General features: G+C 60.0%; 23 protein-coding genes and 1 pseudogene. 18 read left to right on the top strand and 6 right to left on the bottom strand.

From position 1 onward, the window contains the following. Positions 1 to 11: 11 nt before the first annotated feature. From C5P05_RS07760 to C5P05_RS07740, 5 genes are all read left to right on the top strand, one after another. Positions 12 to 1,187, top strand: coding sequence for a dihydrodipicolinate synthase family protein (locus C5P05_RS07760; protein WP_114969285.1), 1,176 nt, complete (start codon positions 12 to 14; stop codon positions 1,185 to 1,187). 28 nt (positions 1,188 to 1,215) lie between these two features. Further along, a complete protein-coding gene (locus C5P05_RS07755) occupies positions 1,216 to 2,523 on the top strand; it encodes a glycerate kinase type-2 family protein (protein ID WP_114969284.1) in 1,308 nt (435 codons plus the stop codon). A gap of 5 nt (positions 2,524 to 2,528) precedes the next feature. Continuing rightward, positions 2,529 to 3,605 (top strand): hypothetical protein, encoded by a 1,077-nt coding sequence (locus tag C5P05_RS07750; RefSeq protein ID WP_157979243.1) that lies wholly within the window; start codon positions 2,529 to 2,531, stop codon positions 3,603 to 3,605. Positions 3,606 to 3,620: 15 nt separating this feature from the next. After that, entirely contained in the window at positions 3,621 to 5,234 is a 1,614-nt protein-coding gene (locus tag C5P05_RS34935) for a methyl-accepting chemotaxis protein (RefSeq protein ID WP_198674662.1), read from the top strand. A gap of 67 nt (positions 5,235 to 5,301) precedes the next feature. Continuing rightward, entirely contained in the window at positions 5,302 to 6,150 is an 849-nt protein-coding gene (locus C5P05_RS07740; RefSeq protein WP_114969295.1) for an SIS domain-containing protein, read from the top strand. Positions 6,151 to 6,287: 137 nt separating this feature from the next. On the opposite strand, the gene C5P05_RS07735 is transcribed toward C5P05_RS07740, so the two are convergent. Further along, positions 6,288 to 7,187: a LysR family transcriptional regulator gene (locus C5P05_RS07735; RefSeq protein ID WP_114969282.1), complete on the bottom strand. Its 900-nt coding sequence runs from the start codon at positions 7,185 to 7,187 to the stop codon at positions 6,288 to 6,290. 93 nt (positions 7,188 to 7,280) lie between these two features. Between C5P05_RS07735 and C5P05_RS07730 the strand changes: the two genes are divergently transcribed. From C5P05_RS07730 to C5P05_RS07710, 5 genes are read left to right on the top strand one after another with little or no spacing between them, the layout of a single operon-like run. Beyond that, a complete protein-coding gene (locus C5P05_RS07730) occupies positions 7,281 to 8,264 on the top strand; it encodes a Bug family tripartite tricarboxylate transporter substrate binding protein (protein WP_114969281.1) in 984 nt (327 codons plus the stop codon). A gap of 10 nt (positions 8,265 to 8,274) precedes the next feature. Continuing rightward, complete coding sequence (locus C5P05_RS07725; RefSeq protein WP_114969280.1) at positions 8,275 to 10,401, top strand: acetate--CoA ligase family protein; 2,127 nt, start codon at positions 8,275 to 8,277, stop codon at positions 10,399 to 10,401. After that, positions 10,391 to 11,173 carry an enoyl-CoA hydratase/isomerase family protein gene (locus tag C5P05_RS07720; protein ID WP_114969279.1) on the top strand — a complete coding sequence of 261 codons (783 nt, stop codon included), beginning with the start codon at positions 10,391 to 10,393 and terminating at the stop codon, positions 11,171 to 11,173. Before C5P05_RS07725 ends, C5P05_RS07720 begins: the two co-directional genes overlap by 11 nt. Positions 11,174 to 11,184: 11 nt before the next feature. Next, positions 11,185 to 12,624, top strand: a complete 1,440-nt coding sequence (locus C5P05_RS07715; RefSeq protein WP_114969278.1) for an aldehyde dehydrogenase family protein — start codon at positions 11,185 to 11,187, stop codon at positions 12,622 to 12,624. 13 nt (positions 12,625 to 12,637) lie between these two features. Beyond that, positions 12,638 to 13,450 (top strand): enoyl-CoA hydratase, encoded by an 813-nt coding sequence (locus C5P05_RS07710; RefSeq protein ID WP_114969277.1) that lies wholly within the window; start codon positions 12,638 to 12,640, stop codon positions 13,448 to 13,450. 52 nt (positions 13,451 to 13,502) lie between these two features. Here the strand turns inward: C5P05_RS07710 and C5P05_RS07705 are convergent, their stop codons facing one another. Then, positions 13,503 to 13,979, bottom strand: coding sequence for a PXPV repeat protein (locus C5P05_RS07705; protein WP_114969276.1), 477 nt, complete (start codon positions 13,977 to 13,979; stop codon positions 13,503 to 13,505). Positions 13,980 to 14,393: 414 nt separating this feature from the next. Here C5P05_RS07705 and C5P05_RS07700 point away from each other — a divergent pair, with 414 nt between their 5' ends. The 4 genes from C5P05_RS07700 (at position 14,394) to C5P05_RS07685 (ending at position 16,360) form a co-directional block, all read left to right on the top strand. Next, positions 14,394 to 14,837 (top strand): universal stress protein, encoded by a 444-nt coding sequence (locus C5P05_RS07700; RefSeq protein ID WP_114969275.1) that lies wholly within the window; start codon positions 14,394 to 14,396, stop codon positions 14,835 to 14,837. A 244-nt stretch (positions 14,838 to 15,081) separates the two neighbouring features. Continuing rightward, a complete protein-coding gene (locus tag C5P05_RS07695) occupies positions 15,082 to 15,543 on the top strand; it encodes an SRPBCC family protein (protein ID WP_114969274.1) in 462 nt (153 codons plus the stop codon). A gap of 24 nt (positions 15,544 to 15,567) precedes the next feature. Continuing rightward, positions 15,568 to 15,897, top strand: a complete 330-nt coding sequence (locus tag C5P05_RS07690) for an ArsR/SmtB family transcription factor (protein ID WP_114969273.1) — start codon at positions 15,568 to 15,570, stop codon at positions 15,895 to 15,897. Beyond that, a complete protein-coding gene (locus C5P05_RS07685; protein WP_114969272.1) occupies positions 15,884 to 16,360 on the top strand; it encodes an SRPBCC family protein in 477 nt (158 codons plus the stop codon). The genes C5P05_RS07690 and C5P05_RS07685 overlap by 14 nt, the downstream gene beginning before the upstream one ends. A gap of 139 nt (positions 16,361 to 16,499) precedes the next feature. On the opposite strand, the gene C5P05_RS07680 is transcribed toward C5P05_RS07685, so the two are convergent. From C5P05_RS07680 to C5P05_RS07670, 3 genes are all read right to left on the bottom strand, one after another. After that, positions 16,500 to 18,758 carry a penicillin-binding protein 1A gene (locus C5P05_RS07680; RefSeq protein ID WP_114969271.1) on the bottom strand — a complete coding sequence of 753 codons (2,259 nt, stop codon included), beginning with the start codon at positions 18,756 to 18,758 and terminating at the stop codon, positions 16,500 to 16,502. Positions 18,759 to 19,009: 251 nt separating this feature from the next. Then, the gene (locus tag C5P05_RS07675; RefSeq protein ID WP_114969270.1) at positions 19,010 to 19,771 is read right to left on the bottom strand and encodes an ABC transporter permease; all 762 of its coding nucleotides are present in this window, start codon (positions 19,769 to 19,771) and stop codon (positions 19,010 to 19,012) included. Further along, entirely contained in the window at positions 19,768 to 20,748 is a 981-nt protein-coding gene (locus C5P05_RS07670; protein WP_114969269.1) for an ABC transporter ATP-binding protein, read from the bottom strand. The genes C5P05_RS07675 and C5P05_RS07670 overlap by 4 nt, the downstream gene beginning before the upstream one ends. Positions 20,749 to 20,889: 141 nt before the next feature. Between C5P05_RS07670 and C5P05_RS07665 the strand changes: the two genes are divergently transcribed. After that, positions 20,890 to 21,111, top strand: coding sequence for a DUF3079 domain-containing protein (locus C5P05_RS07665; RefSeq protein WP_114969268.1), 222 nt, complete (start codon positions 20,890 to 20,892; stop codon positions 21,109 to 21,111). A 32-nt stretch (positions 21,112 to 21,143) separates the two neighbouring features. Here C5P05_RS07665 and hmpA read toward each other — a convergent pair whose 3' ends face one another. Further along, entirely contained in the window at positions 21,144 to 22,325 is a 1,182-nt protein-coding gene (gene hmpA / locus C5P05_RS07660) for an NO-inducible flavohemoprotein (RefSeq protein WP_114969267.1), read from the bottom strand. 109 nt (positions 22,326 to 22,434) lie between these two features. Between hmpA and C5P05_RS33585 the strand changes: the two genes are divergently transcribed. From C5P05_RS33585 to C5P05_RS07650, 3 genes and pseudogenes are all read left to right on the top strand, one after another. Then, positions 22,435 to 22,671 carry a hypothetical protein gene (locus C5P05_RS33585; RefSeq protein ID WP_157979242.1) on the top strand — a complete coding sequence of 79 codons (237 nt, stop codon included), beginning with the start codon at positions 22,435 to 22,437 and terminating at the stop codon, positions 22,669 to 22,671. 13 nt (positions 22,672 to 22,684) lie between these two features. Then, positions 22,685 to 23,761 carry a tartrate dehydrogenase gene (locus C5P05_RS07655; protein WP_114969266.1) on the top strand — a complete coding sequence of 359 codons (1,077 nt, stop codon included), beginning with the start codon at positions 22,685 to 22,687 and terminating at the stop codon, positions 23,759 to 23,761. Between the two features lie 5 nt (positions 23,762 to 23,766). Further along, positions 23,767 to 23,935: pseudogene (locus tag C5P05_RS07650) on the top strand (succinate-semialdehyde dehydrogenase (NADP(+))); the annotation flags it as partial.

Raw genomic sequence — 23,935 nt, 5'->3', positions numbered from 1 at the left:
GGAAAAAGCCCATGTCACTCACCTTGAAGCTTCCCCAGTTTGATGGGACGATCAAGTCCTACGCTCTCAAAGCCCAACCCGTGCTGCCTGTGGGTCCGGTCGGACCCTTCAACCGCACGGTATTTGCGGCTGCCCATGTGGTGATTGATCCGATCGCCACGGTGGACCCTTTTGACGCCTCGCCCAAAGTGGACTGGGATGCCACGTTGGCATTCCGGGACCATCTGTATCGTCTGGGATTCAGAGTCGCCGAGGCCATGGACACTGCACAAAGGGGCATGGGCGTTGACTGGCCGGTAGCGCGCGAATTGATTCAGCGCTCCGTCCGCCACGCCCGAACCGTGCCGGGCGCCAATTTAGCCTGCGGCGTCGGGACGGACCAGCTGGTCCCAGGCGATGAGGTCACGCTGAGTCAAGTCGAACAAGCTTACCGCGAGCAATTCGACGTCGTGCAGGCTGAAGGCGGGCAAGTCATATTGATGGCCAGTCGGGCCATGGCGCGGGCCGCAAAAACCGCGGATGACTACCTGTTGGTGTATGGACGCTTGCTTCAGGACAGCGATAAACCTGTCATTCTTCATTGGCTTGGGGAGATGTTTGATGCCGCACTGAAGGGTTACTGGGGTTCCGGTGACATCCCCACGGCAATCGACACGGTGGTCGCGCTGATTCGCGCGCATGCGTCCAAAGTGGAGGGCATCAAGGTGTCCTTGCTCGAAGCCAAATGGGAAATCGAATTGAGGCGGAGGCTGCCGCCGGGCGTCAAGATGTATACGGGTGACGATTTCAACTACGCCGAGCTGATTGAAGGCGACGCCAGCGGCTTTTCACATGGCTTGCTGGGGATTTTTGATCCGATAGCGCCAGTCGCAGCGGTCGCACTGGGCGAGCTTGCACAGGGCAATGCCCTACAGTTTCGCGCGTTGTTGGATCCGACCGTCGCCTTGTCGCGCGAGATGTTCAGGGCGCCGACGCGCCATTACAAGGCCGGCGTGGTTTTTCTTGCCTGGTTGAACGGACATCAAAATCACTTTTCCATGGCCGGTGGTTTGCAGGCCGCACGGGGGGTGGCGCATTACGCACGCCTATTTGAACTGGCCGATGCCTGTGGCGTGCTCGGTGACCCTGAATTGGCCTGCGCACGCATGCGGCAATTGCTGTCGGTGCAGTGTGGAATTGAAAACTAAGACAAGACCTTAAGGTTGACTTCCCGTGATGAATTCCATATCCGATACACCCAGGCCTGCACCGATCGAGCTGCTGTTGCGTTTGTACCAGGCTGCGCTGTATGCTGCAGACCCGATGAAGGTGGTTCCTCCGCATTTGCCACCGCAGCCGCTTGGGCGTACTGTCGTGGTGGGTGTTGGCAAGGCGGCAGCGGCGATGGCCTGTGCCGTTGAAGCCAACTGGCAGGGGCCGCTGAGTGGCGTCGTGGTCGTGCCCAAAGGCGCGAGTTTGCCATTGCAGAGGATTCGCATATGTGAAGGCAGCCATCCGGTACCCGATGAACGCAGCGTGATCGCCGCCACGGAGCTGATGCGTGCGCTTGAAGGTCTGACGGCTGATGATTTGGTGATTGCCCTGATTTCAGGTGGTGGATCGGCCTTGTGTTCCCTGCCTGCGAAAGGGCTGAATCTGGAAGACAAACAGCACATCACCCGGGAATTGCTGAAACGGGGCGCAACGATCGCGGAAATCAATACGGTGCGCAGGCATTTGTCCGCCATCAAGGGTGGGCGCCTTGCGGCGCGGGCTTATCCGGCACAGGTCGTTACGCTGCTGATTTCGGACATACCGGGGGATGAACCTTCACTGATCGCATCGGGACCCACCCTGCCAGACGCATCCACTTGCGCCGATGCGCTGGCGGTTCTGCGACGTTTTGGGATCGACGACCTGCCCTTGGTCACGGACGCCCTAACGACAGGTGCATGGGAGTCGATCAAGCCAGGAGACCCGCGCCTTGCGCGCAACAGGCATCACATCATCGCCAGCGCATGGGACGGGCTGCAATCCGCTGCGACGCAGGCACGCAGCGAGGGAATGGCTTGTCACATTCTGTCGGATGCCATGGAGGGTGAGGCGCGCGAGCTGGCCAAGGCGCATGCGGCGATCGCGCTGAGCGTGGCCCAGCACAACGTTCCGTTTGAGGCGCCTTGCATACTCCTGTCCGGCGGGGAGGCAACGGTTACCGTTCGCGGTGAGGGTCGGGGTGGACGAAATACGGAGTTTGCTCTGGCGCTCGCCATGGCACTGGACGGCGAAGCGGAGCCTCCCAACATCTACGCGCTATCAGCGGGCACCGATGGTCTGGATGGAGCGGCCGGTGCCGCGGGCGGCTGGATTGGGCCCTCGAGCCTGGCGCTGGCCCGTTCGCAGGGCGTGAGTCCGCGCGTTTCGTTGGATGGCAATGACAGTGCCACGCTGTTGAATGCAATAGATGCATTGGTTCACACCGGCCCGACGTTTACCAATATCAATGACTTTCGCGGGATTGTGATTCAAGCCCGCAAGCCCAGGTAAAAAACGTGAAACAAAACACAATGTGGAAGCTGTCCCACGCATGGCGCAGCAACCCGGATCTGGCGGCGATAAGTCTTTGCCAGGAAAAACTGGCGCCACTGGGAATCCAACTCGCAAACGCGACAGGTCTCGAGTCAGCTGAGGCCTGCAAGATGCACGGCATGGAAATTGTGGATGCGCTTGCCTCGGGTCGCCCCCATCTGGCTGACCTTAGTAGAGTAGCCAAAGATCTAAAGTGGATTGAGCGGCTGCCCCCTTTTGTCAGACACTACATGACGCATGAGGATCGGTGGCATGGCATACCCGTGGCGATTCACCGCGCCAATTGTGCTTGGGTCAATGGCGCCATCGCCAGGCGGCTGGGGGAACGGATTCCTGCGGATATCCCTGGTCTTTTTCGATGGTTGAACGATGCTGGCGATATCACCTCAAGACCGTTGGCGGTTGGCGCCGAACCCTGGCAAATCGGTGTACTGTTTGAATCCATTGCCTTGGCCGTTATGGGTGCGGACTTGTACCGACGTGCGTTTGAAGGCCGGGATGTATCCGCCCTGCGATCTGCGCAGATGGTGAGCACCTTGGATGTGATGTTGCAGCTACGCGAATTTGTGGATGAAAACGCCTTGCAACTGCCTTGGACAGATCAGTTGGCTCGCGTTGACCGTGGGGATGCAGCGCTGGCAGTGATGGGTGATTGGGCGGGGGTTGCCGGCTTTAAAAATGTATCGCGCTGGGCAGTGCCAGGCACGGCGGGAAACTTCGTATTTATCGCAGACTACTTTGTGCCGCTGGCGAGTTCGCCCGAAAATGTCAATCAAGTTATCGCCGACTTGCTCACGCAGGCGGAGTTCCAGGAGGAGTTCAGCAGGATCAAGGGGAGTCTGCCCGCGAACATGGATGCTTGGCCACGGTTTGAAGACTCGCGTTGGGACATGCTTCGTTGCGACGGCGCGGCCGTTCCTTCTTTAACCTTTGACCAGTGCGTTTCAGTACCTTTGAAGAAGCGAATTCTTGAACTTGTTGCGGCTCACTTCCTGACGCGTGGTAGCTCTGTTGCGTGCGCGGACGCGCTGGCCAGTTGAGCAAATGAGGATCCTATGAAGCTGCGCAATCAAATATTGGGGATCGGCTTGGCGGGCACCTTCATTGCCGCGTTGGTCGGGGGTGTTGGCTTGTTCAGTGCGCAGCGTCTGGCGGATGCTTTTGGTGGCTCGGTCAGCATGGGATTGGCAGTACAGAACAGTCAGCGTGCTGCCATGATGCATGCGGCCGTTCGCGGCGATGTCCAGCGCGCGATGTTGGGGGCCATCGGGCGAGACAAGGCCCAGATTGCGCAGGCCCAGAAGGCCTTGGATGAGCACGCGAAGAGTCTCAGTTCTGCCTTGAAGACGCTGGAAGATTCGCCACTCTCATCGGAGTCAAAGGCCACGATCAACCGGACTTTGCCCATGGTCAAGCGGTACACCGATTCTGCGGCCAACATCATCAAGCTCGCCGCGGGTGACTCTGCCGCAGCGGCGGCGGTGCCCGAGTTTCAGCGACTGTTCAATGAACTTGAGAAGCAAATGGCGGTGCAGGTTGATGCCATCGAAAAGGATGAGAATGTATTTGCCGCTGAATCAAAGGCGGTAGTGGTTCAAGCCAAGATCTTCGTCGGTTCGGCGTTGATTCTGGCGACGACCATTCTGCTGCTTGCTGCGCTCTGGCTGGCAAGATATCTGGCGCAACCCATGGCTTATGCGGTGCAGGTGGCCAACAGACTGGCTCAAGGTGATTTGTCAGTGCCTGTGCATGCTGCAGGGAATGACGAAACGGTTCAGCTCCTCGGTGGCATGGCGGAGATGCAAAGTAGTTTTAGCGGCATCTTGCAAAGTGTCAAGCGCAACGCCGACAACGTTGCCATGGCCAGCGCGGAGATCGCCCAGGGCAACCACGATCTGTCGGCACGAACAGAACTGCAGGCGAGTTCACTGCAAGAAACCGCAGCCTCCATGGAAGAACTCAGCGCAAGCGTCAAACAGAATGCCGCTAGTGCCCGCCAAGCCAATCAACTGGCGATGAGCGCCTCCACCGTGACCGTCAAAGGAGGTGACGTGGTGGGCCAAGTAGTAGAAACCATGAAAGGCATTAACGAGAGCTCCAAAAAAATATCGGAGATCATCGGCGTGATTGATGGCATCGCCTTTCAAACCAACATCCTGGCACTCAACGCAGCGGTCGAGGCAGCACGTGCAGGTGAACATGGTCGCGGCTTTGCGGTTGTTGCATCGGAGGTGCGCAGTCTGGCCGGACGCTCCGCGGCGGCCGCGAAGGAAATCAAATCCTTGATTAACGCGAGTGTCGAACGGATTTCTCAGGGAAGCACTCTGGTGGATCAAGCGGGGATCACCATGTTTGAAGTGGTGGGCAGCATCGGTCACGTGACCACCCTCATGGCGCAGATCAGCGCAGCCAATTCGGAGCAGAGTGCGGGTGTATCGCAGGTGGGCGAGGCGGTCAGGCACATGGATGAGGCGACGCAGCAGAATGCGGCGTTGGTGGAGGAAATGGCTGCGGCCGCCAGCAGTCTGAAGTTGCAGGCGCAGGGCCTGGTGCAAGTCGTGGCGAAGTTCAAGCTGGGAGGCGACGACAGTCAGAACGGCGATGTGCCACCGCCAGCTTCAGTCGCGGTCGGTTCGAACAACCCCGGTCTGCGCCTTAACTTCTTATAGGCCGAGCCCTGTGACAGTGCCATTTTGAATAGAGCTGTTGCAGAGTGAAGCGCCCATTGGAACGACCATGCTCAACCGAATTAGAGCTTCATTGACTTCGCTGTCGCCTGCGGAGCAACGCGTCGGCAGGCTTGTGTTGTCTGATCCATTGATTTTTTCCCGGCTGCCGGTCTCCGAACTGGCGGTTTTGGCCCAGGTCAGCAACCCCACCGTGGTTCGTTTTTGCCGCAGTGTGGGGTATGACGGTTTGAAAGACTTCAAATTCAAGCTCGAAGGCAGCGTGAAGGAAGGGGTCCCCTTCATTCACAGCAGTGTCGACGTGGATGACAATACCAACGACATCCTGGTCAAGGTGATCGATGACACCATGGCTGCGGTATCAAAATACCGCTGCGACGCCAACAGGGTCTATATCGAGAAAGCCGTTACTGCGTTGTTCGCTACTTACCGAGGCGGTAAACGCATTGAGATTTTTGGTTTGGGCAACTCTGGCATCGTGGCCCAGGACGCCCAACACAAATTCTTTCGCCTGGGTATTCCCGCGACCGCCTACGGCGACAGCCACATGCAGGTCATGAGCGCGTCCGTCATGAGGGCCGGTGACTGTGCCGTGGTGATCTCCAACTCGGGAAGGACGCGCGACCTGATGGCCACCTGCGACATGGCGCGCAAGAACGGGGCCACCACCATTGTCATCACGTCCAGCGGCTCGCCTTTGGCACTGGCTGGGCATATTCACCTGGCCGCCGACCACCCCGAAGGATTCGAGCGCTATTGCCCCATGGTGTCCCGCCTGCTGCACTTGATGATCATCGATGTTCTCGCCACTTGTGTGGCCCTGCGTGTCGGAATCGACGCACTTCAGCCCGGTCTGCGGCAAATGCAGTCAAGCTTGTTGGATAGACGGCTGTTTTGAAAGTAGTCCCGCCGATCAACGTGGACGGCCAGTGAAAGTACCCATGCCGGGCGACTGAAAAGCAGGAGCGAATTACTGCTTTTCTGCTCAGAGAAACCCATGCTGCCATCATTCGCAGGGTGCTTTCGAGACCAAATCTACGGTGCCAAAAGCTTCATCGCCAGATGACGCACCCGCACCGCGACCAAACGCGCCGCTTTTGATTGAGGTCGCTGGCTTGTGACGCTCAACGCAATGGTCCGCTTGATGGCGGGGCTGACGATTGGCACGGCCGCGAGGCTACCAGCGTTTATTTCCTGACTCACCGCCATGGCGGGTAGCAGAGTGAAGGCGTGACCACTTGAGGCAACATCCTTCATGGCTGTCGACGTGTCGACCTCCATCACGACGTCGAGCTGCAGACCGTGCCGTCGGGACAATTGATCCAGTGTCGAACGTAAGCCGTTGGGAGTCGCCGGCAGCACCAAAGGCAGTCCGGCGAGCTGCTTGAACAAGACTTTCTTGCCAGCGAGCAGAGGGTGTCCGGGTTTGCCCACCAGGTAAGTTTCCACGATGCCGAGTACATCCTCACCGCGTGCCGCCGATGAGCCATAGCGGTTGACCACCGACAGGTCGAGCCGGCCCGAACTCAGTTGTTCGTCCAGTTCACCGCTGAATCCTTCGATGACGTGCAAGCGTATGGCCGGCGCCCTGGCGCGCAGGTCGGAGAACAGCAGGGGCAGCAACTGGCGCGACATCGACGGCAGCACGCCGACGTGCACCGTGCCGGATACCACGCCGGCCGCTTCACTGGCCACCGTCTCCAGATACGAAACCTGCTCCAGCACACGCTGAATCTGGGGATGAATCCGTTGCCCAAATTCGGACAACACCATTCCGCGCCCAGTGCGCACAAACAAGCGGTCTCCCCATTGGGACTCGAGCTGGGCGATATGGCGACTCACCAGCGATTGCGCCAAGCCCGCCGCCACCGCCGCGCGCGACAGCGAGCCCAGGTCGGCCACCAGGCAAAACGTGATTAATGGTTTGAGATTCATGATTTCACTTTAATGCATATCTGGTTTGAATGACATCGTCTTTACGTGAAGTCATATCTTTCCTAGACTTCGCTCACATTTCCAGGAGACAACATGAGATTTCTAACCTTTACCGCTGCCGCCCTTGCCGCTGCCTTTTTTCTGACATCACCCGCCGCCCAGGCGCAAGCCGTCACGGCGTATCCGAAGCAGCCCGTGACGCTGGTGGTGCCTTTTCCGGCCGGCGGTCCGACCGACGCGATGGCGCGGCTACTGGCTCAAAAACTGTCCGAGCGCCTTGGCCAGCCCGTCGTGATCGATAACCGCGGCGGCGCGGGCGGCGCAATCGCCGCCGAAATGGTGGCTCGCGCGCCTGCCGACGGCCACACCTTGTTCTTCGGCACCACCGGCACGATGTCGATCAACCCGAGCCTGTACAAAAAGCTGCGCTATGACCCGGTGAAGGACTTTGCACCGGTCAGCTTGATGGCGACCACGATGAACGTGCTGGTGGTGAACCCCCAGGTGCCGGCAAAAAATCTTGCTGAATTGGTGCAACTGGCCAAGAGCAAGCCGAGTGAGCTGGCATACGGCTCTGCCGGCAATGGCAGCTCAAACCACCTGTCGGGGGAGTTGTTCAAGTCGATCGCGGGGATTCAGATCAACCACGTTCCCTATCGCGGATCAGCACCGGCGATGATCGATCTGCTGGGCGGCCGCCTTGCCATGATGTTCGACACGATTGCAGTGCAGACGCAAAACATCGCGGCCGGCAAGGTGCGCGCGTTGGCCGTGACCGGTTCCAAGCGATCACCGCTGCTGCCCGAGGTGCCGACCGCTCAGGAGGCGGGCTTGAAGGGTTTTGATGTGAGCATTTGGTTTGGCGTCCTCGCGCCGGCCGCCACACCTGCACCGATCATCGAACGGCTCAACCGCGAGGTGGTCGCCGTGATGGCAAGCGATGACATGCGCAAGCGCATGCAGGCCGATGGCGCCGAGGCCAGGACGACCACGCCGGCGGAGTTTGCGGACCTGATCAAACAGGACACGGCCAAATGGGCGCCCGTGATCAGGTCCTCGGGAGCATCCCTTGATTGAGCTGATGAAAATGAAGCCATCCATCGATCCCCGCCTTCAGCGTGCCTTCGATCCGAAAACGGTCGCCATTATTGGCGCGACGGAAGATCGAAACAAGGTGGGCGGCCGGCCATTGCATTACCTGCGCAGCTTTGGCTTTGGCGGGGAGGTCTACCCGATCAACCCGAAGCGCTCCACCGTCCAGGGCTTTCCCGCCTACGCCAGCCTTGCTGATTTGCCCAAGACGCCTGATGTGGCCGTGCTTGCGGTGGGGCAGGACCAAGTCCCGGAAATGATTCGCCAGTGTGCCATTCATGGCGTGGGTGTGGCGGTGGTGATGAGTTCCGGCTTTGGCGAAACCGGCGCGGAAGGGGTGAAACGCCAGCGCGCCCTGGTGGAGCTGGCCCGGCAGCTGGGCGTGCGCCTCATCGGCCCCAATGCGCAAGGCATTGCCAACTTTCGCACCGGGGCGGTACTGAATTTCAGCACCATGTTCATGGAGGTCGCGCCAAAGGACGGACCGGTCGCCATCATCAGCCAAAGTGGCGCGGCCAGCGTGATGCCCTACGCCATGCTCAGGGAGCGCGATATCGGCGTGCGCTACCTGGTGGCGTCAGGAAATGACGCCGACGCCTCCGTATCCGAATTGGCGCTGGTGGCGGCCGCTGACCCCGAAGTCCGGGTGGTGTTGCTCTACATTGAATCGCTCAGCGACCCCGAGATGCTCGCCAACGTGGCGCGCCTGGCGAATGCCCGTGGCGCCGCGGTGGTGGCGCTCAAATCGGGTCGTAGTGTCCACGGTGCCAAAGCCGCCGCCTCCCATACCGGCGCGATCGTCAACGACGATGTGGTTATCGACGCGTTTTTCGAACGCCACGGCATTTGGCGCGCACAGGACGTGCATGGTCTCGTAAATGCTACGGAGTTGTACCTGGCGTCGGGTCTGCACGCGGCGGAGCACCTGGTGGTGATGAGCCACAGCGGCGCAGTCGGTGTGTTGTGCGCTGATGCGGCCGAACGGCTGCAATTGCCGCTGGCTGAACTGTGCGGCAACACCGTGGTGAACCTAAGTGAGATCATGCCAAGTTTTGCATCCGCGCAGAATCCGGTTGACTTGACGGCTTCGTTATTGACGCAGGGCGACATGTATGCACGAACACTGGAGGCCTTGGCGGCCGACCCGCAAGCCGACATGTTTCTCATCGGCGTGCCTGTTGCGGGCGAGGGCTATGACATCGCCGGCATGGCGCGCGACACCGCGCGCTTCATGCACAGCACCGCCAAGCCAACGGTCGTTTCAGCACCACAGGCCTCGGTGCGCCAGGCCTTCCGCCACGCGGGGGTGCCGTTTTTTGGCCACGAAACGGACGCTATTGCGGCGCTGCACCAGCTCAGCCGGCACGTCAAGTTGCAGCAGGCGGCGGCGCGACGTTCCGCGCTGTCATTGAACTCGAACCTTGCCGCCATCCAACTACCTGTGGCCGAGACATCAACGCTCAGCGAGGCCGCCAGTCTGGCCGTTCTTGAACAGGCCGGCATTCCACTGGCGCCGTACAGACTGTGTTGTAGCGTCGACGAAGCCATCCAGGGTTGGCTGGCTTTGGGGCCGGAGGTGGTGATCAAGGCCTGCTCGGGCCACATTCCGCACAAATCTGAACATGGGCTCGTGTTTCTGGGCCTGCAGACTGAGCAGCAGGTTCGGGAGGCTTATGTGACATGCGTGGCCCGGGTGCAGCGCATGGGCTTATCCTTTGAGGGCGCGATCGTGGCCCAGCGCGTACGCGGCCGCCGCGAGTTTGCCCTTGGCGTCCGCCAGGATCCGCAGTTTGGCACCCTCGTGATGGTCAGTGACGGGGGTAAATATGTCGAAGCGCTGCGCGACTTTGCCGTGCTGCTGTATCCGTTCTCGGAGCAGGACGTGATCGACAAACTGATGCAGCTGCGCATCGCGCCCATCCTCGCCGGTGTGCGCGGCGAAGCGCCGGTCGATCTGGACGTCGTCGCGCGTGCTGCCGTCGCGCTGGCGCAGTTTGCGGCGACACACCCGAACACCGTCGCATCGATTGACCTGAATCCCTTGATTGTGGGCAGCCATGGCGAGGGGGGCTGGGCAGTCGATGCGGTTATAGAAATCGCGGGAGATCAACATGGCCACTGAATACAGCCCCGTGACCGTCCAAATCACCGAGCGCATCGCGGTCGTGCGCCTGAACCGTCCTCTGGCCCTGAATGCCATCAACGCCGAGCTGCGCAAAATGCTCACCAGCACGTTGAGTGAACTGGATCGCGGCAGTGATGCAGATGCCATCGTCCTGACGGGCGTTGGCGAGAGGGCCTTTTGCGCCGGACAGGATCTTGACGAGTCCGCCGCAATCGATACCACGACGCTCGCGGAGTGGTTAAACCGGCAGCACGCGATGTACCAGGCGGTACGCAACGTGGACAAACCGATCGTCGCCGCCATCAATGGCACGGCGGTGGGCGCCGGGTTCCAGATTGCCCTGCTGTGCGACCTGCGGGTGGCGCACGCCGCGCTCAAGATGGGGCAACCGGAGGTCAAGGCCGGCCTTGCGAGCATTGTTGGCTCGTATCTGTTGTCCTTGCAGATCGGGCACTCGCTCAATCAGCAGTTGTCGCTCACCGGAGAACTGATTTCCGGCGAACGCGCCAACCAACTTGGCCTGGTCAACGATCTGGTTGCGCCAGAGCTGGTGCTGCCACGGGCGATCGAGCGGGCGCGCGCACTCGCCAGCCTGCCTGGCAAGGCTTTGCGCGCCACCAAGCAGCGCTTTCGTGAGGGGACCCAGTCCGGCTTTGAAGAGGCCTGCAGCGCTGGCATCCGCTATCAACTCGAATGCTACTCAACGGGGGAGCCGACCCGCGTGATGCAGGCCTTCCTGGCCCGCCGCGATTCACAAAAAACAAACTAGGAATACAACACATGCACCAACACGACACTTATATCAATGGCGTCTGGGCGCCGGCCACGGGTGTCCTCAAGACGCCGGTGATTGACAGCTTCACCGAAGAAACCTTTGCCACCTACCAGACCAGTTCCGCCGCCGACGTGGATGCCGCCGTGCGCTGCGCGCGAGGTGCATTGGCGGCCTGGTCCCAGACGCCGCTGGCTGAGCGGATTGCCGCTGTACGCCGGGTCGCGACCGCCTTGCATGAACAGGCCGATGCGCTTGGCCGCGTCATCTCGCGCGAAGTCGGCATGCCGGTCAAGCTGGCCTCACGAATCCAGGTGGCAGCGCCGATTGCGGCATGGGACAGGTATGCCAGCTTGGCAGCCGACCTGCATTGGGAGGAGCGTGTCGGCAATTCTCTCGTGCAGCAGGTATCCGTGGGCGTGGTGGCCTGCATCACGCCCTGGAATTACCCGCTGCACCAGATCACCAGCAAGGTCGCGCCGGCCTTGCTGGCAGGCTGCACGGTGATCCTGAAACCGTCGGAAATGGCGCCTTCCAGCGCGTTCATGCTGGCCAAGGCGATTGAACAGGCCGGGCTGCCGCCGGGCGTCTTTAATCTGGTTCATGGCACCGGATCCGATGTGGGTGAAGTGCTGGTCCGGCACCCGCAAGTGGATATGATTTCCTTCACCGGCTCCACCCAGGCTGGCCGTCGTATCGCAGCACTGGCCGGAGAAGAGGTGAAACGGGTCGCCCTGGAACTGGGCGGCAAATCCGCGGCGTTGGTGTTGCCTGGCGCTGACCTGGCCGCCGCGGTGAAAGCGACCTTGGGCAGCTGTTTTCTGAACTCGGGGCAGACCTGCTCGGCCACGACGCGGTTGCTCATCCCGCGAGATTGCGCTGAAGCGGTCGCGGCGCTTGCACTCGAATTGGTCGGCGGTTACCGGATGGGCGACCCGTCTGACGCGGCAACGCGTTTGGGCCCCCTGATTTCCCGGGCGCAACAAAAGAAGGTTCTGGCGCTCATCGATGCCGCGGTGGCGGGAGGTGCCCGCCGGCTCACGGGCGAATCTGTCCCGCTGCCGGCGTCCGGCTTCTTTGTTGCCCCCACTGTGCTTGATGGCGTGACCCCCGCCATGAGCATCGCCAGCGACGAAGTGTTCGGCCCAGTGCTGGTCGTCATGACCTATGACGGCATAGAGGAGGGCATCGCCCTGGCCAATGGCACGGACTATGGTTTGGCGGCCACCGTTTGGGGCGCAACGCCGCAAGCCGCCCTGGCTGTCGCGCGCCAGCTGCGCTCCGGCCAGGTGGATGTCAACGGCGCGCCCTTCAATCCGGTTGCGCCATTTGGCGGCTTCGGTAAGTCCGGGATTGGGCGCGAAAACGGACGCTACGGCATCGAGGAGTTCCTTGAACCGGTATCGATCCAGTTGCCCCCGTCCTATTTCGAAACAGCACAAGTTTGATTGGAGCCCTCGCATGAACTATGAACAACTGATTTACGCGGCACAAGGCCAGGTCGTGACCATCACGCTCAATCGCCCAGAGCGAATGAACGCCTTGACCAAGGTGCTGGAGGCCGAACTGCGCAGCGCGATTGAGCAGGCCGGGCGCGACCCGGCGATTCGCGCCATCGTCCTGACGGGTGCCGGCCGGGCTTTTTGCGCTGGCATGGATATGGATGAACTGGAGGTCCTGGCACCAGAGGACATCCGTTCCGAGCAATGGATGCGTCCTTATGACATGAATCGCCGGCCTGATTACCAGACGCGTTATTCCTATTTCCCGGCGACCCCCAAACCGATCATTAGCGCCATCAATGGCGCGGCGGCAGGTCTGGGTCTCGTGATGGCCTTGTACAGCGATTTCCGCATTGCTTCGAGCAAGGCCGCTTTTGCCACCGCCTTTGCCAAGCGCGGCTTGATCGCCGAGCATGGCATCGCATGGATGCTGCCGCGCGTGGTGGGCCATGCGCACGCCACGGATATGCTGCTAACCTCCCGCAAGGTTGACGCTGCTGAGGCGCTGACAATGGGCTTGGTGAACCGTGTGGTGGCGCCAGAGAGTCTGGCTGCAAGCGCGAATGAACTGGCGCTGGCATTGGCTACCGAGGTCTCACCGCGCTCGGTACGCGTCATGAAGCGGCAATTGTGGGAGGCGCCGTACCAGTCCCTGGGTGAGGCCATCACGCTGGCCAATGCCGAGATGGTGACAAGCCTCCGCAGTGAGGACTTTCAGGAGGGGGTACGTCACTTCGTCGAGAAGCGCAGTGCTCGTTTTACGGGCAACTGAAAATCCGAGTTGGATGGGGAGCCGTGGATTAGACCAGGGCGCCCACCCCTGGCTACCTGCGGTACGGATTGTCCGGGAGGCGGTCGTAGCGGTTGCGAACGCCGTCACCGTCACGATCACGGTCGTGCCGGTTCGATACGCCGTCGCGGTCGAAATCACCGTAGGGGCCGTAAACCCGCGCATGGCGTCGCTGGTTGCGCGGGCTGTCCGGATCGTAGACGTTGGCGATGCCATCGCGGTCGCGGTCGCCATAGGGGCCGCGGCGTTCCACATACTGCCGGTCATGGCGCCCATAGTGGCTCGGCGCGGGGATGTAAACCGGCTGGGGCGCCACGTACACGGGGCGAGGTGCGACGTAAACAGGCCGGGGCTGCACATACACAGGCGCCGGCTGTCCGTAGACTCCCGGTGACTGCACGCTGACAGAGAAGGACACGTCGTCACGGGCGTGCGCCGCCGAAGCCGCCCCGAGAGCGCCCAGTGCGAGCGCAACTGCTGCGAGCGATTTGATGGAATTGAGACGTTTCATGGAAGCTCCTTGGGTTGGTATGGATCACATCTTGCGCGTCCGTGCCTGAACGCAAGCTGAACCGATAAAGAAAGGTTTTTCAGCGAGCAGCAGGATCGGCGCCTCCGTGGGCTGGCCACTGATAGCGTGACAAAAGTTCAATTGCAGGCGTTGAATGACCCGTCATCCGCCGTTCGTGACGGGCAACCGAGCGTCATCACCGTCCGCCACGAGTCGACCGAAATTTGCATTAATCTGGTCTGAAAGTGTTGACCAAAAAGGTACTATTGGTCCTGCCCGATGAAGTGTGAATCTTGTGGGTTTGTCCATGTAATCACATCGGCAAGATGTGTGCGTGGAAAAGGTTTCAAGAAGAAGCGCGTCGAGGCGTTTGTTGAAGATTGAATAACCATTTTTATCAAGGATTTATACCCCATGTACAAACACCTTTTTGTGCCAGTTGACGGCTCTGAGCTTTCCCATCGTGCCATGGATGGCAGCATTGAGCTTGCCGTGCAATTGGGTGCCCGCATTACCGGGTTTGTTGTGGAACCTGAAGTTCCCATTACAGCGGCCACATCGCGTATCGAGCGCTTGGCGGACCGCATCAAGGACAACGAGTCAAAGAACGAGGCCCATGCGACCGCATTGCTGGCGCAGTTTGAAAAGCGCGCATTGACTGCCGGAGTGGCTTTCACAGCACATCATGTGACCGCCTATATGGTGGGCCAGAGCATTGTGGAAGAGGCAGAAAAATCAGGCTGCGACATGATTGTCATGGTGACACACGGGCGTAGCCGAGTAGGAAAATTAGTATTTGGCTCGCACACCAAGACTGTCATTCTCGAAAGCAAGCTTCCTGTGCTTGTATTGCGTTGATGACATTTGATCAAATCCTCGACTGATTGCAAACAACGGTTTTCGCGCCGAGTCCATCAATCCGATTCCCCAATGTTCGAGCACTGCGTGTTCGATCTGTTACTTGACATGCATGTAAATGCTTGCATATAATTCACCCACGTTCTTGAACATCGGCAAAGATCTTTGAAGCGTGGCTGACGTCAGGTGGTCTTTGCCATGACAGGAAACCTAGTCGTTTCAATCAATCTGTAAGGAGAAAATCATGGTGGATATCCTGCATAGAGTTGGAATCAAGTCGTCCACGGAGGAGGTCTATAAGGCCTTGACCACGCGTGAAGGCCTGGCCGGCTGGTGGACGACCAACACGCAAGGGGACGGCAAGGTCGGCGGAGTGCTCCAGTTTCGCTTCAGCGCCGGCGGCGTGGAAATAGGCGGTTTCGACATGAAGGTGCTTGAGCTCGATTCCGCCAGGAGGGTGCTGTGGCAAGTGGTCGATGGGCCTGCGGAATGGATCGGCAACAAGATAAGCTTTGAGCTCAAACAAAGTGGCGACCAAGCCATCGTCCTCTTCAAACACCAAGGGTGGAAGGAGCCGGTGGAGTTCATGCACCACTGCAGTACCAAGTGGGCGATTTATCTAATGAGCTTAAAGTCGCTTGTGGAGTCTGGGACAGGTAGTCCCAACCCGAACGACCCCCATATTAGCGGCGACGGGCCGGACTGAGGCACGACCGATGAAGGTAAATTTTTGGACATCGACAAAGTTTTCAAAGCGCTGGCTGACCCGGGCCGCAGGCGTCTGCTTGACCTGCTGCACCGGGACAACGGCCAGACGCTGACGGCACTCTGTGAGCACATGGACATGACTCGCCAGGCCGTGACACAGCACTTGCAGCAGCTCGAGGGAGCAAACCTCGTCGCCGTCATTTGGCAAGGCCGGGAAAAGCTTCACTACCTGAACCCGGTCCCCCTGCACGAGATCCACGAACGCTGGATCGCAAAATTCGAGCGCAGCCGCCTGGATGCGCTACGCAACCTCAAGAAGAAACTGGAAGGTGATGACAATGAAAAAACCTGACTTTGTGTACGTGACCTACATCGCAACGACGCCGGAGAAGGTGTGGCAGGCGTTCGTCGACACTAACGTGATGGCCCAGTACTGGGTGGGGTCGACTGCGGCCTGTGCACGTGTCAACGTGTCGGACTGGAAGCCCGGCTCCAAATGGGAGCACCAACACGCCGACGATGCGAGCGCGGTCGACATTGTCGGCAAGGTGGTCGAGAGCAATCCGCCACGCCGTCTGGTTTTCACATGGGCCAGGCCGACGGACGCCGAGGACGAATCGAAGCATTCGCGTGTGGCCATCGATATCGAGCCGCAAGGCGACGGGCTCGTTCGTTTGACGGTCACCCATGAAGACCTGGCGCGCGACCCCCAGATGCTCGCGGGCATCTCGGGCGGTTGGCCGAAGGTGCTTTCGAATCTCAAGACGCTACTCGAAACCGGTCGTGCTCTCCCACGCCCACCTTCGGTCGGCTAAAGAAGAACGAGAGGTTGAAAGCGGGTCGCCCGACGCGTAAGGCCAAGTTCTCCAGCCAGTCTCTGAACGGCGAGTGGTCTTCAGAGGAGAGAATTCTGGCGCAGCGAATGTGCCAGATAGGCCTCGCACATGTCCGCCCTCAAGGGCTACCCAATTCCTTAAGACCCTGCAGGATATCCAGGTCCAGCGAGCGCACGGCGCCCGTGGTCAGGAATTCGTCAAACATCCAGTCTCCCTGCGATTGCGAAACGCCAGCAGGCGGCTGGGTTGGGTAGGGCGGTTTACCGGCCAGGGCGACGCGCATGAAATCGATCCATATGGGCAGCGCCAAGGTAGCGCCAAACTCGCGCCCGCCCAACGATTGGGGCTCGTCGTAACCCATCCAGGCCACTGCCGTGGTGCTCCCGCTGTAGCCCGCAAACCAGCCGTCGAAGGCTTCACTGCTGGTACCGGTCTTGCCGGCCAGGTCCTGCCGCCCCAGCTTTTGGGAGGCGGAAGCGCCGGTGCCCGAGGTCGTCACTTCGTGCAACAGGTTGCCGGTGACGAAGGCGTTGCGCGCATCGAGCACGCGCGCGCTCTCCAGCCCGGGCACGACCGGTTTGGCCTCAAAGAGCACGTTGCCGCGCGTGTCCACCACCTTTTGAATCAGGTACGGGCTGATCTGAAAACCACCGTTGGCAAACACCGAGTAGGCGCCTGCCATTTGCAGCGGCGTGACCGAGCCCGTGCCCAGCGCCAGGGTGTAGTTCACCGGGTGCTTGGCGGCATCAAAACCGAAACGCGGCAGAAAATCATGCGCGTATTGCGGTGTGATGGCGCGCAGCAGGCGCACTGCCGCGACATTCTTGGACTGGGCCAGCGCCGTGCGCAGGGTGATGGGGCCGTCGTACACGTCATCGTCGTTCTGGGGCTGCCAGGGCTGGCCCCCGGTTTCCGCGCTGCTCAGGGTCAGCGGTGCATCGTTCACCAGGGTGCCGGGTGAAAAGCCTTGTTCCAGTGCAGCCGAATAGATAAAGGGCTTGATGGCCGAGCCGGGCTGGCGCCAGGCCTGAGTCACGTGGTTGAACTGGTTGGCATTGAAATCAAAGCCACCTACCATGGCGCGATACGCGCCGGTCTGATTGTTCAACGCCACAAAGGCCGCACCCACGACAGGCAATTGCGTGATGCGCCAGCGGCCCTTGCTGTCTTGCACCACACGGATCACAGCGCCTGGTTTGAGCTTGAGTGCCGCAGGCGCTTTGGGTGCCAGCCCCGCCGCAGCCCAGCGCAGACCGTCAGCACCGAGCTCGATCTCATCCCCATTGGCCAACACCGCATGCAGGCTTTTAGGTGTTGCGGTGAGGGTCACGGCAGACAAGAGCTTGTCGCTGGCGGGATGCTTTTGCAGGGTCGCTTCAATCAGCTTTTGGCGTTCAATGGGGTTGCGCGGCAAAGCCACATAGGCCTCCGCACCGCGATAACCGTGGCGCTGATCGAAGGCCATAACATTGCGCCGCACCGCCTCATACGCCGCTTCCTGATCCGCCTGGACCAGGGTCGTGGTGACGCTGATGCCCCGGGTGTAGGTTTCTTCCTTGAACTGGGCATACATCGTCTGGCGCACCATTTCGGCAACAAATTGCGCATGGTTGTTGAACGCCTTGCCTTCGCCGAGCACATGAAGATCTTCCTTCAAGGCGGATTTGTACTGCACCTCATTGATATACGCCAGATCGCGCATGCGCTTCAGCACCAGGTGCTGGCGTTGTTTGGCGCCTTTCGGGTTGACCATTGGGTTGATGCTGGAAGGCGCCTGCGGCAAGCCCGCCAGCATGGCCGCCTGGGCAATGCTAAGGTCCTTGATGGATTTGCCAAAATAGATGCGCGCCGCACTGCTGAAGCCATAGGCTCGCTGACCCAGATAAATCTGGTTCATGTAGAGCTCCAGAATCTGGTCTTTGCTCAATGCCCGCTCGATTTTGTAGGCAAGCATCACTTCGGTGAGCTTGCGCGAGAAAAGTTTTTCCTTGGTGAGAAAAAAGTCACGCGCCACTTGCATGGTGATGGTTGAAGCACCTTGCTTGAGACCCCCCGTAAGGTCGGCCATCACGGCGCGCGCCACGCCTTTGAAGTCAACGCCGCCATGCTCGTAGAAACGCGAGTCTTCGATCGCCAGCAGCGCCTGCTTCTGGATCAGCGGAATGTCCTTGATCGCCACAAAGTCGCGCCTCTCCTGGCCAAATTCACCAATGAGAACGTTGTCGCTGGTGTAGACCCGCAAGGGGATCTTGGGCCGATAGTCCATCAATGCATCCAGGCTCGGTAAATCCAAAGGCGTGGCCGCAGAGGCAAACGGCAGGGCAAGCGCCGACAGCAGCACCAAGAGAAAGAGAGATATTGAGATTGAATGCTTCAAGGTCGAACAGGCCGATGCGGCGTCAAGTGTGGCGCTGTGCAGGACAGCAGTGAGAAAGACAACCCTTGATTATCGTTACCACAACACCCGCGAGTGCCGCAACCCCGTGCATTGGTTTTTGAAAGTTGTAAATTTTTGCTACGACGATCGAAGCAACAGTTTGCGACAGCGGGCGAATCAATGGCGCCATTTGATGGCAAGGCGCTGGATCAATTGTTCATAGACAAGCTCCTGGTGAGCCTGCTGTCGTCTCAACTCCTGAGTTTGTACCCGCTCTTGAAGATCCACCGCACACCCGCCAGGCAAATCGCCAGGAAGGCCAAGGTCATACCGATGCTGACGGCGATATGCACATCGGCAACGCCATAGAAGCTCCAGCGAAAGCCGCTGATCAGGTACACCACCGGGTTGAACAGGGTGATCTTCTGCCACAGTGGGGGCAACATGTTGATGGAGTAGAACGCACCTCCCAGAAAGGTCAGCGGGGTGACGATCAGCATCGGAACCACCTGTAGTTTCTGGAAGCTGTCGGCCCACAGGCCAATGATGAAACCGAACAGGCTGAACGTCACCGCCGTGAGCAACAGGAAGGCGACCATCCAGAAGGGATGGGCAATCTCGTAGGGTACGAAGATCCGCGCCGTGCCTAAAATTAGCAGGCCGAGCATCACCGACTTGGTCGCCGCCGCACCCACATAGCCGATCAGCACCTCGACCCAGGATACGGGTGCCGAGAGCAACTCGTAAATGGTGCCCGCCCACTTCGGCATGTAGATCCCGAACGAAGCATTGGAGATGCTCTCGTTCAGCAGGGACAGCATGACCAGGCCGGGGATGATGTAAGCGCCGTAACTGATGCTGTCGATGTCGCCCATGCGCGAGCCGATGGCCTTGCCAAACACAATGAAATACAGGGAGGTCGAGAGCACCGGTGCGGCGATGCTTTGCATCACCGTGCGAAACGTGCGTGCCATCTCGAAGCGGTAGATTGCGCGAATGCCATGCAGGTTCATACGAGTGCCTCTTTGGGCTGGTGTACCAGACTGACAAAAATATCTTCTAATGAACTTTCACTGGAACGAAGGTCCTTGAAGTCGATGCCATGCTCGCCCAGCGCGCGCAGCAGCGCGGCGATGCCGGTTTCCTCCTTCTGCGTGTCAAAGGTATAAATCAGGGTGTGGCCATCGGCGGCGAGTTCCAGCGACCAGTCCGCAAGCCCGACCGGGACGCTCGTCATGGCAACCCGCAGCGTCAGGGTGAGTTGCTTCTTGCCGAGCTTGCGCATCAACACGTGTTTGTCTTCCACCACGATCAGTTCGCCCTTGCTGATCACCCCGATGCGGTCGGCCATGTCTTCGGCTTCTTCGATGTAATGCGTGGTCAGGATAATCGTGGTGCCGCCGGCCCGGAGCTCGCGCACCATGCGCCACATATCGTGGCGCAACTCGACGTCGACGCCGGCACTCGGCTCATCCAGGAACAGTATTTTCGGCTCGTGCGCCAGCGCCTTGGCAATCAGCACCCGACGCTTCATGCCCCCCGACAGTGTCATGATCTTGGCGTCGCGCTTGTCCCACAAGGAGAGATCGCGCAGAACTTTTTCAAGATAAGCGGGATCGGGCGCTTTGCCGAACAGACCTCGGCTGAAGTTGATCGTGGCCCAGACCGATTCGAACGCGTCGGTATGCAGCTCCTGCGGCACCAGACCAATCGCCGCTCGCGCGGCGCGGTAGTCGCGCACGGTATCGTGGCCGTCGGCGATGACCGTGCCTGAAGTGGAATTGACAATGCCGCAGATGATGCTGATCAAGGTCGTTTTGCCCGCCCCATTGGGTCCGAGCAGGGCAAAAATTTCGCCACGCCTGATCTCAAGGTTGATACTCTTGAGCGCCTGAAATCCACCAGCATAGGTTTTGCCAATGCCGCGTACAGAGATGATGGGGTTAGCGGCGTCAGTCGTCTGAGATGCGCATGTAGGTGACGTATTCATGCGTGAATTTACCACCAGACAGTGAAAGCATCGGCTGCGGCCGCCTTTAAGGATTCACGATGAATGCAAGTACCTATTTTATAAAAGGCATAATATGCGCATCTTTAAGATGATTACCTGAGGCACTTCGCGTATTGAAAAATGAAAAAAATATTTCCGGTGCATCCAGCCAACCCCGAACGCATTTGCTGGGGTTGTGATAAATACTGTGCCGCTACCGACATGATGTGTGGCAATGGATCCGACCGCACCCAGCACCCGTTTGAATTGTTTGGTGAAAACTGGCGTGAGTGGGGCAGTGATTACGAGCCGGAGCCCGTTGCCGAGGCCAGTTGCGTTGTGACACCAACCCCTCGGAAATAGTCTCGCCGGCTCACGTTGCCGGGCTCGGCATATCAAGCCAGCGCCGATGCCGGACCGAAGAACTCGTAAGACGTTTGCGCTTTCGGCACCCCCATGTCTCGCAGCGACGATTTCACCGCCTTCATGAACGGCACCGGCCCCAGGAAATACGCATCCACATCCCGCGTTTCGGGAAGCCACTGGGCCAGATGATTCGGTCCGATCAGGCCGACCGCATGCGGTTTGGTATCGCCCTCGCGCGACTCGGCATAGCAATAGTAATGACGCAGGTTGTCATGACGCTCGGCCAGCTGGTCGACCATGCCACGGAAGGCGTGTACGCCGCCGTGGCGCGCGGCATGGATGAAATAGACGTCACGTCCGGTCTTCAGCGCGCTCGTTAACATGGCCAGCGTCGGCGTGATACCGACTCCGCCGCTGATCAGCACCACTGGTTTTTTGCCCCCGGCCAGCGTGAATGCGCCCGAAGGCGGGAACAGATCGACCGCATCGCCGACCTTGATGCAATCGTGCAGGAAGTTGGACACTAGCCCCATCGGCTCGCGCTTGACACTGATCTGGTAGCTGACACCATTGCGCTCGGCCGACAGCGAATACTGACGCTGCATCTCGACGCCGTCAACGGTCACGCGGATGCCGATGTACTGGCCAGGCTCGAAGGCCAAGACCGGCTTGCCGTCTTGCGGCGTCATCTGGAAGGATACGATTTCATCCGACTCCACAGTTCTGCACGACACGACGAACTTGCGTGCGCCCTCCCAGCCGCCCGGCGCGGCTTTATTCTGCTGGTAGATATCGCCTTCAGCGCCCATCAGGATGTCCGCCAACTGGCCGTAGGCTGCGGCCCAGGCATTGATGACGGCGTCGGTGGCGACTTCAGCGCCGAGTACTTCGCGGATCGCTTTCAGCAAGCTGGCGCCGACCATCGGGTAATGTTCCGGCAGGATCTGCAGCGCGACGTGTTTGTTCACGATGGTGCTGACCAGCGGGCCCAGCTGTTCCAGGCGCTCGATGTTCTTGGCATACATCAGGATGCTGTTGGCCAGCGCGCGCTGCTGGTCACCGCTGTGCTGGTGGGCTTGATTGAACAGCGGCAGCACCTCGGGAAAGTCCTTGAAAAGCTTGAGGTAAAAATGGTGCGTCAACTCTTCACCGTTTTGCTCCAGAAGGGGGACGGTCGAGGCGATGATGGCGTGGTGTTCTTGAGAAAGCATGGTGGTAAGTCCTGGCGTTAAAGATGTATTTATCGTACATATTTTTCAATATGACCACTTAACACCCTTCCAGAATTAGGTGTACTTAGGTGCCCGAGCTACGGCATGGTTGGCTGGACGAGATGGACGTCACCGACTCACAGTCGCCCCGGTCACGGCACGGCCTGAATACCACGCCGAACTGTGCAGCTTTCTCGACCGTTGCCCGCTGCGGGTCGCGGGGACCTGCGACACTACGGCGCCACCGCAGCGTCAACTGAGCGGCGGCGCGGAGATTCTGTGCCACCGCAGCGAAGCCGACCTGCTGGCCCTGCAAACCCGCCGCGCCGAAACGGCGTCGGCTTAATTGAGGAACTTTGATGACAAAACCCTTCCACATCGCCGTGATTGCCGGCGACGGCATCGGCAAAGAAGTCATGCCCGAGGGCTTGCGCGTGCTGCAAGCCGCCGCCCAGCGTTTTGACATTGACCTGCAGTTCACCCACTTCGAATGGGCGAACTGCGACTACTACGCCCAAACCGGGCAGATGATGCCCGACGATTGGAAGGTCCAGTTGCAGGACATGGATGCGATTTATTTCGGTGCCGTGGGCTGGCCCGCCACCGTGCCCGACCACATCTCGCTGTGGGGTTCGCTGCTCAAGTTTCGTCGCGAGTTTGACCAGTACATCAACCTGCGCCCGGTGCGCTTGTTCGAGGGCGTGCCTTGCCCGCTGGCCGGTCGCAAGCCGGGCGATATCGACTTTTTCGTGGTGCGCGAAAACACCGAGGGTGAGTACACCAACCTCGGCGGCATCATGTACGCCGGTACCGAGCGCGAGATCGTGATCCAGGAATCGGTCTACTCACGCCACGGCACGGACCGGGTGCTGAAATACGCTTTCGAGCTGGCCCAAAGCCGCCCGCGCAAGCACCTGACGGTGGCCACCAAGTCCAACGGCATTGCCATCAGCATGCCCTGGTGGGATGGGCGCGCCGACGCGGTGGCGGCCGACTACCCCGGCGTTACGGTGGACAAGCAGCACATCGACATCCTGAGCGCGCGCTTCGTGCTGCAACCGAATCGCTTTGACGTGGTGGTGGCCAGCAACCTGTTTGGCGACATCCTGTCGGATCTGGGCCCGGCCTGCACCGGCACCATCGGCCTGGCCCCTTCCGCCAACCTGAACCCCGAACGCAGCTTCCCGTCGCTGTTTGAGCCGGTGCACGGCTCGGCGCCCGACATCTACGGCAAAAACATCGCTAACCCGGTCGCCATGGTGTGGTCGGGCGCGCTGATGCTGGATTTTCTGGGCCAGCGCGCGGCCCACGATGCCATTGTTCAGGCCATTGAAGACGTGCTGGCGCAAGGCCCGCGCACCGGCGACCTGGGCGGTACCGCCTCCACCACCGAGATGGGCCAGGCGATTGCCGCGCGCGTCTCGCTGAAAGCTTGATCGCCATGGACATGAACACCTCCCCCCTTTCCCTGCTGAACGACCCGAGCCTGCTCAAGACCGACGCCCTGATCAACGGCCAGTGGCTGGCCGGCAGCAGCCGCTTTGACATCCTCGACCCCGCCACCGGGCAGAAGCTGGCCGACGTCGCCAACCTCGGCCCCAGGGAGGCCG

It is taken from the genome of Rhodoferax ferrireducens (genome assembly GCF_003347515.1).
Taxonomy (GTDB): domain Bacteria; phylum Pseudomonadota; class Gammaproteobacteria; order Burkholderiales; family Burkholderiaceae_C; genus Rhodoferax.
The sequence above is the reverse complement of the archived record's forward strand: the minus strand, read 5'-3'. Positions and strand labels throughout refer to the sequence as shown.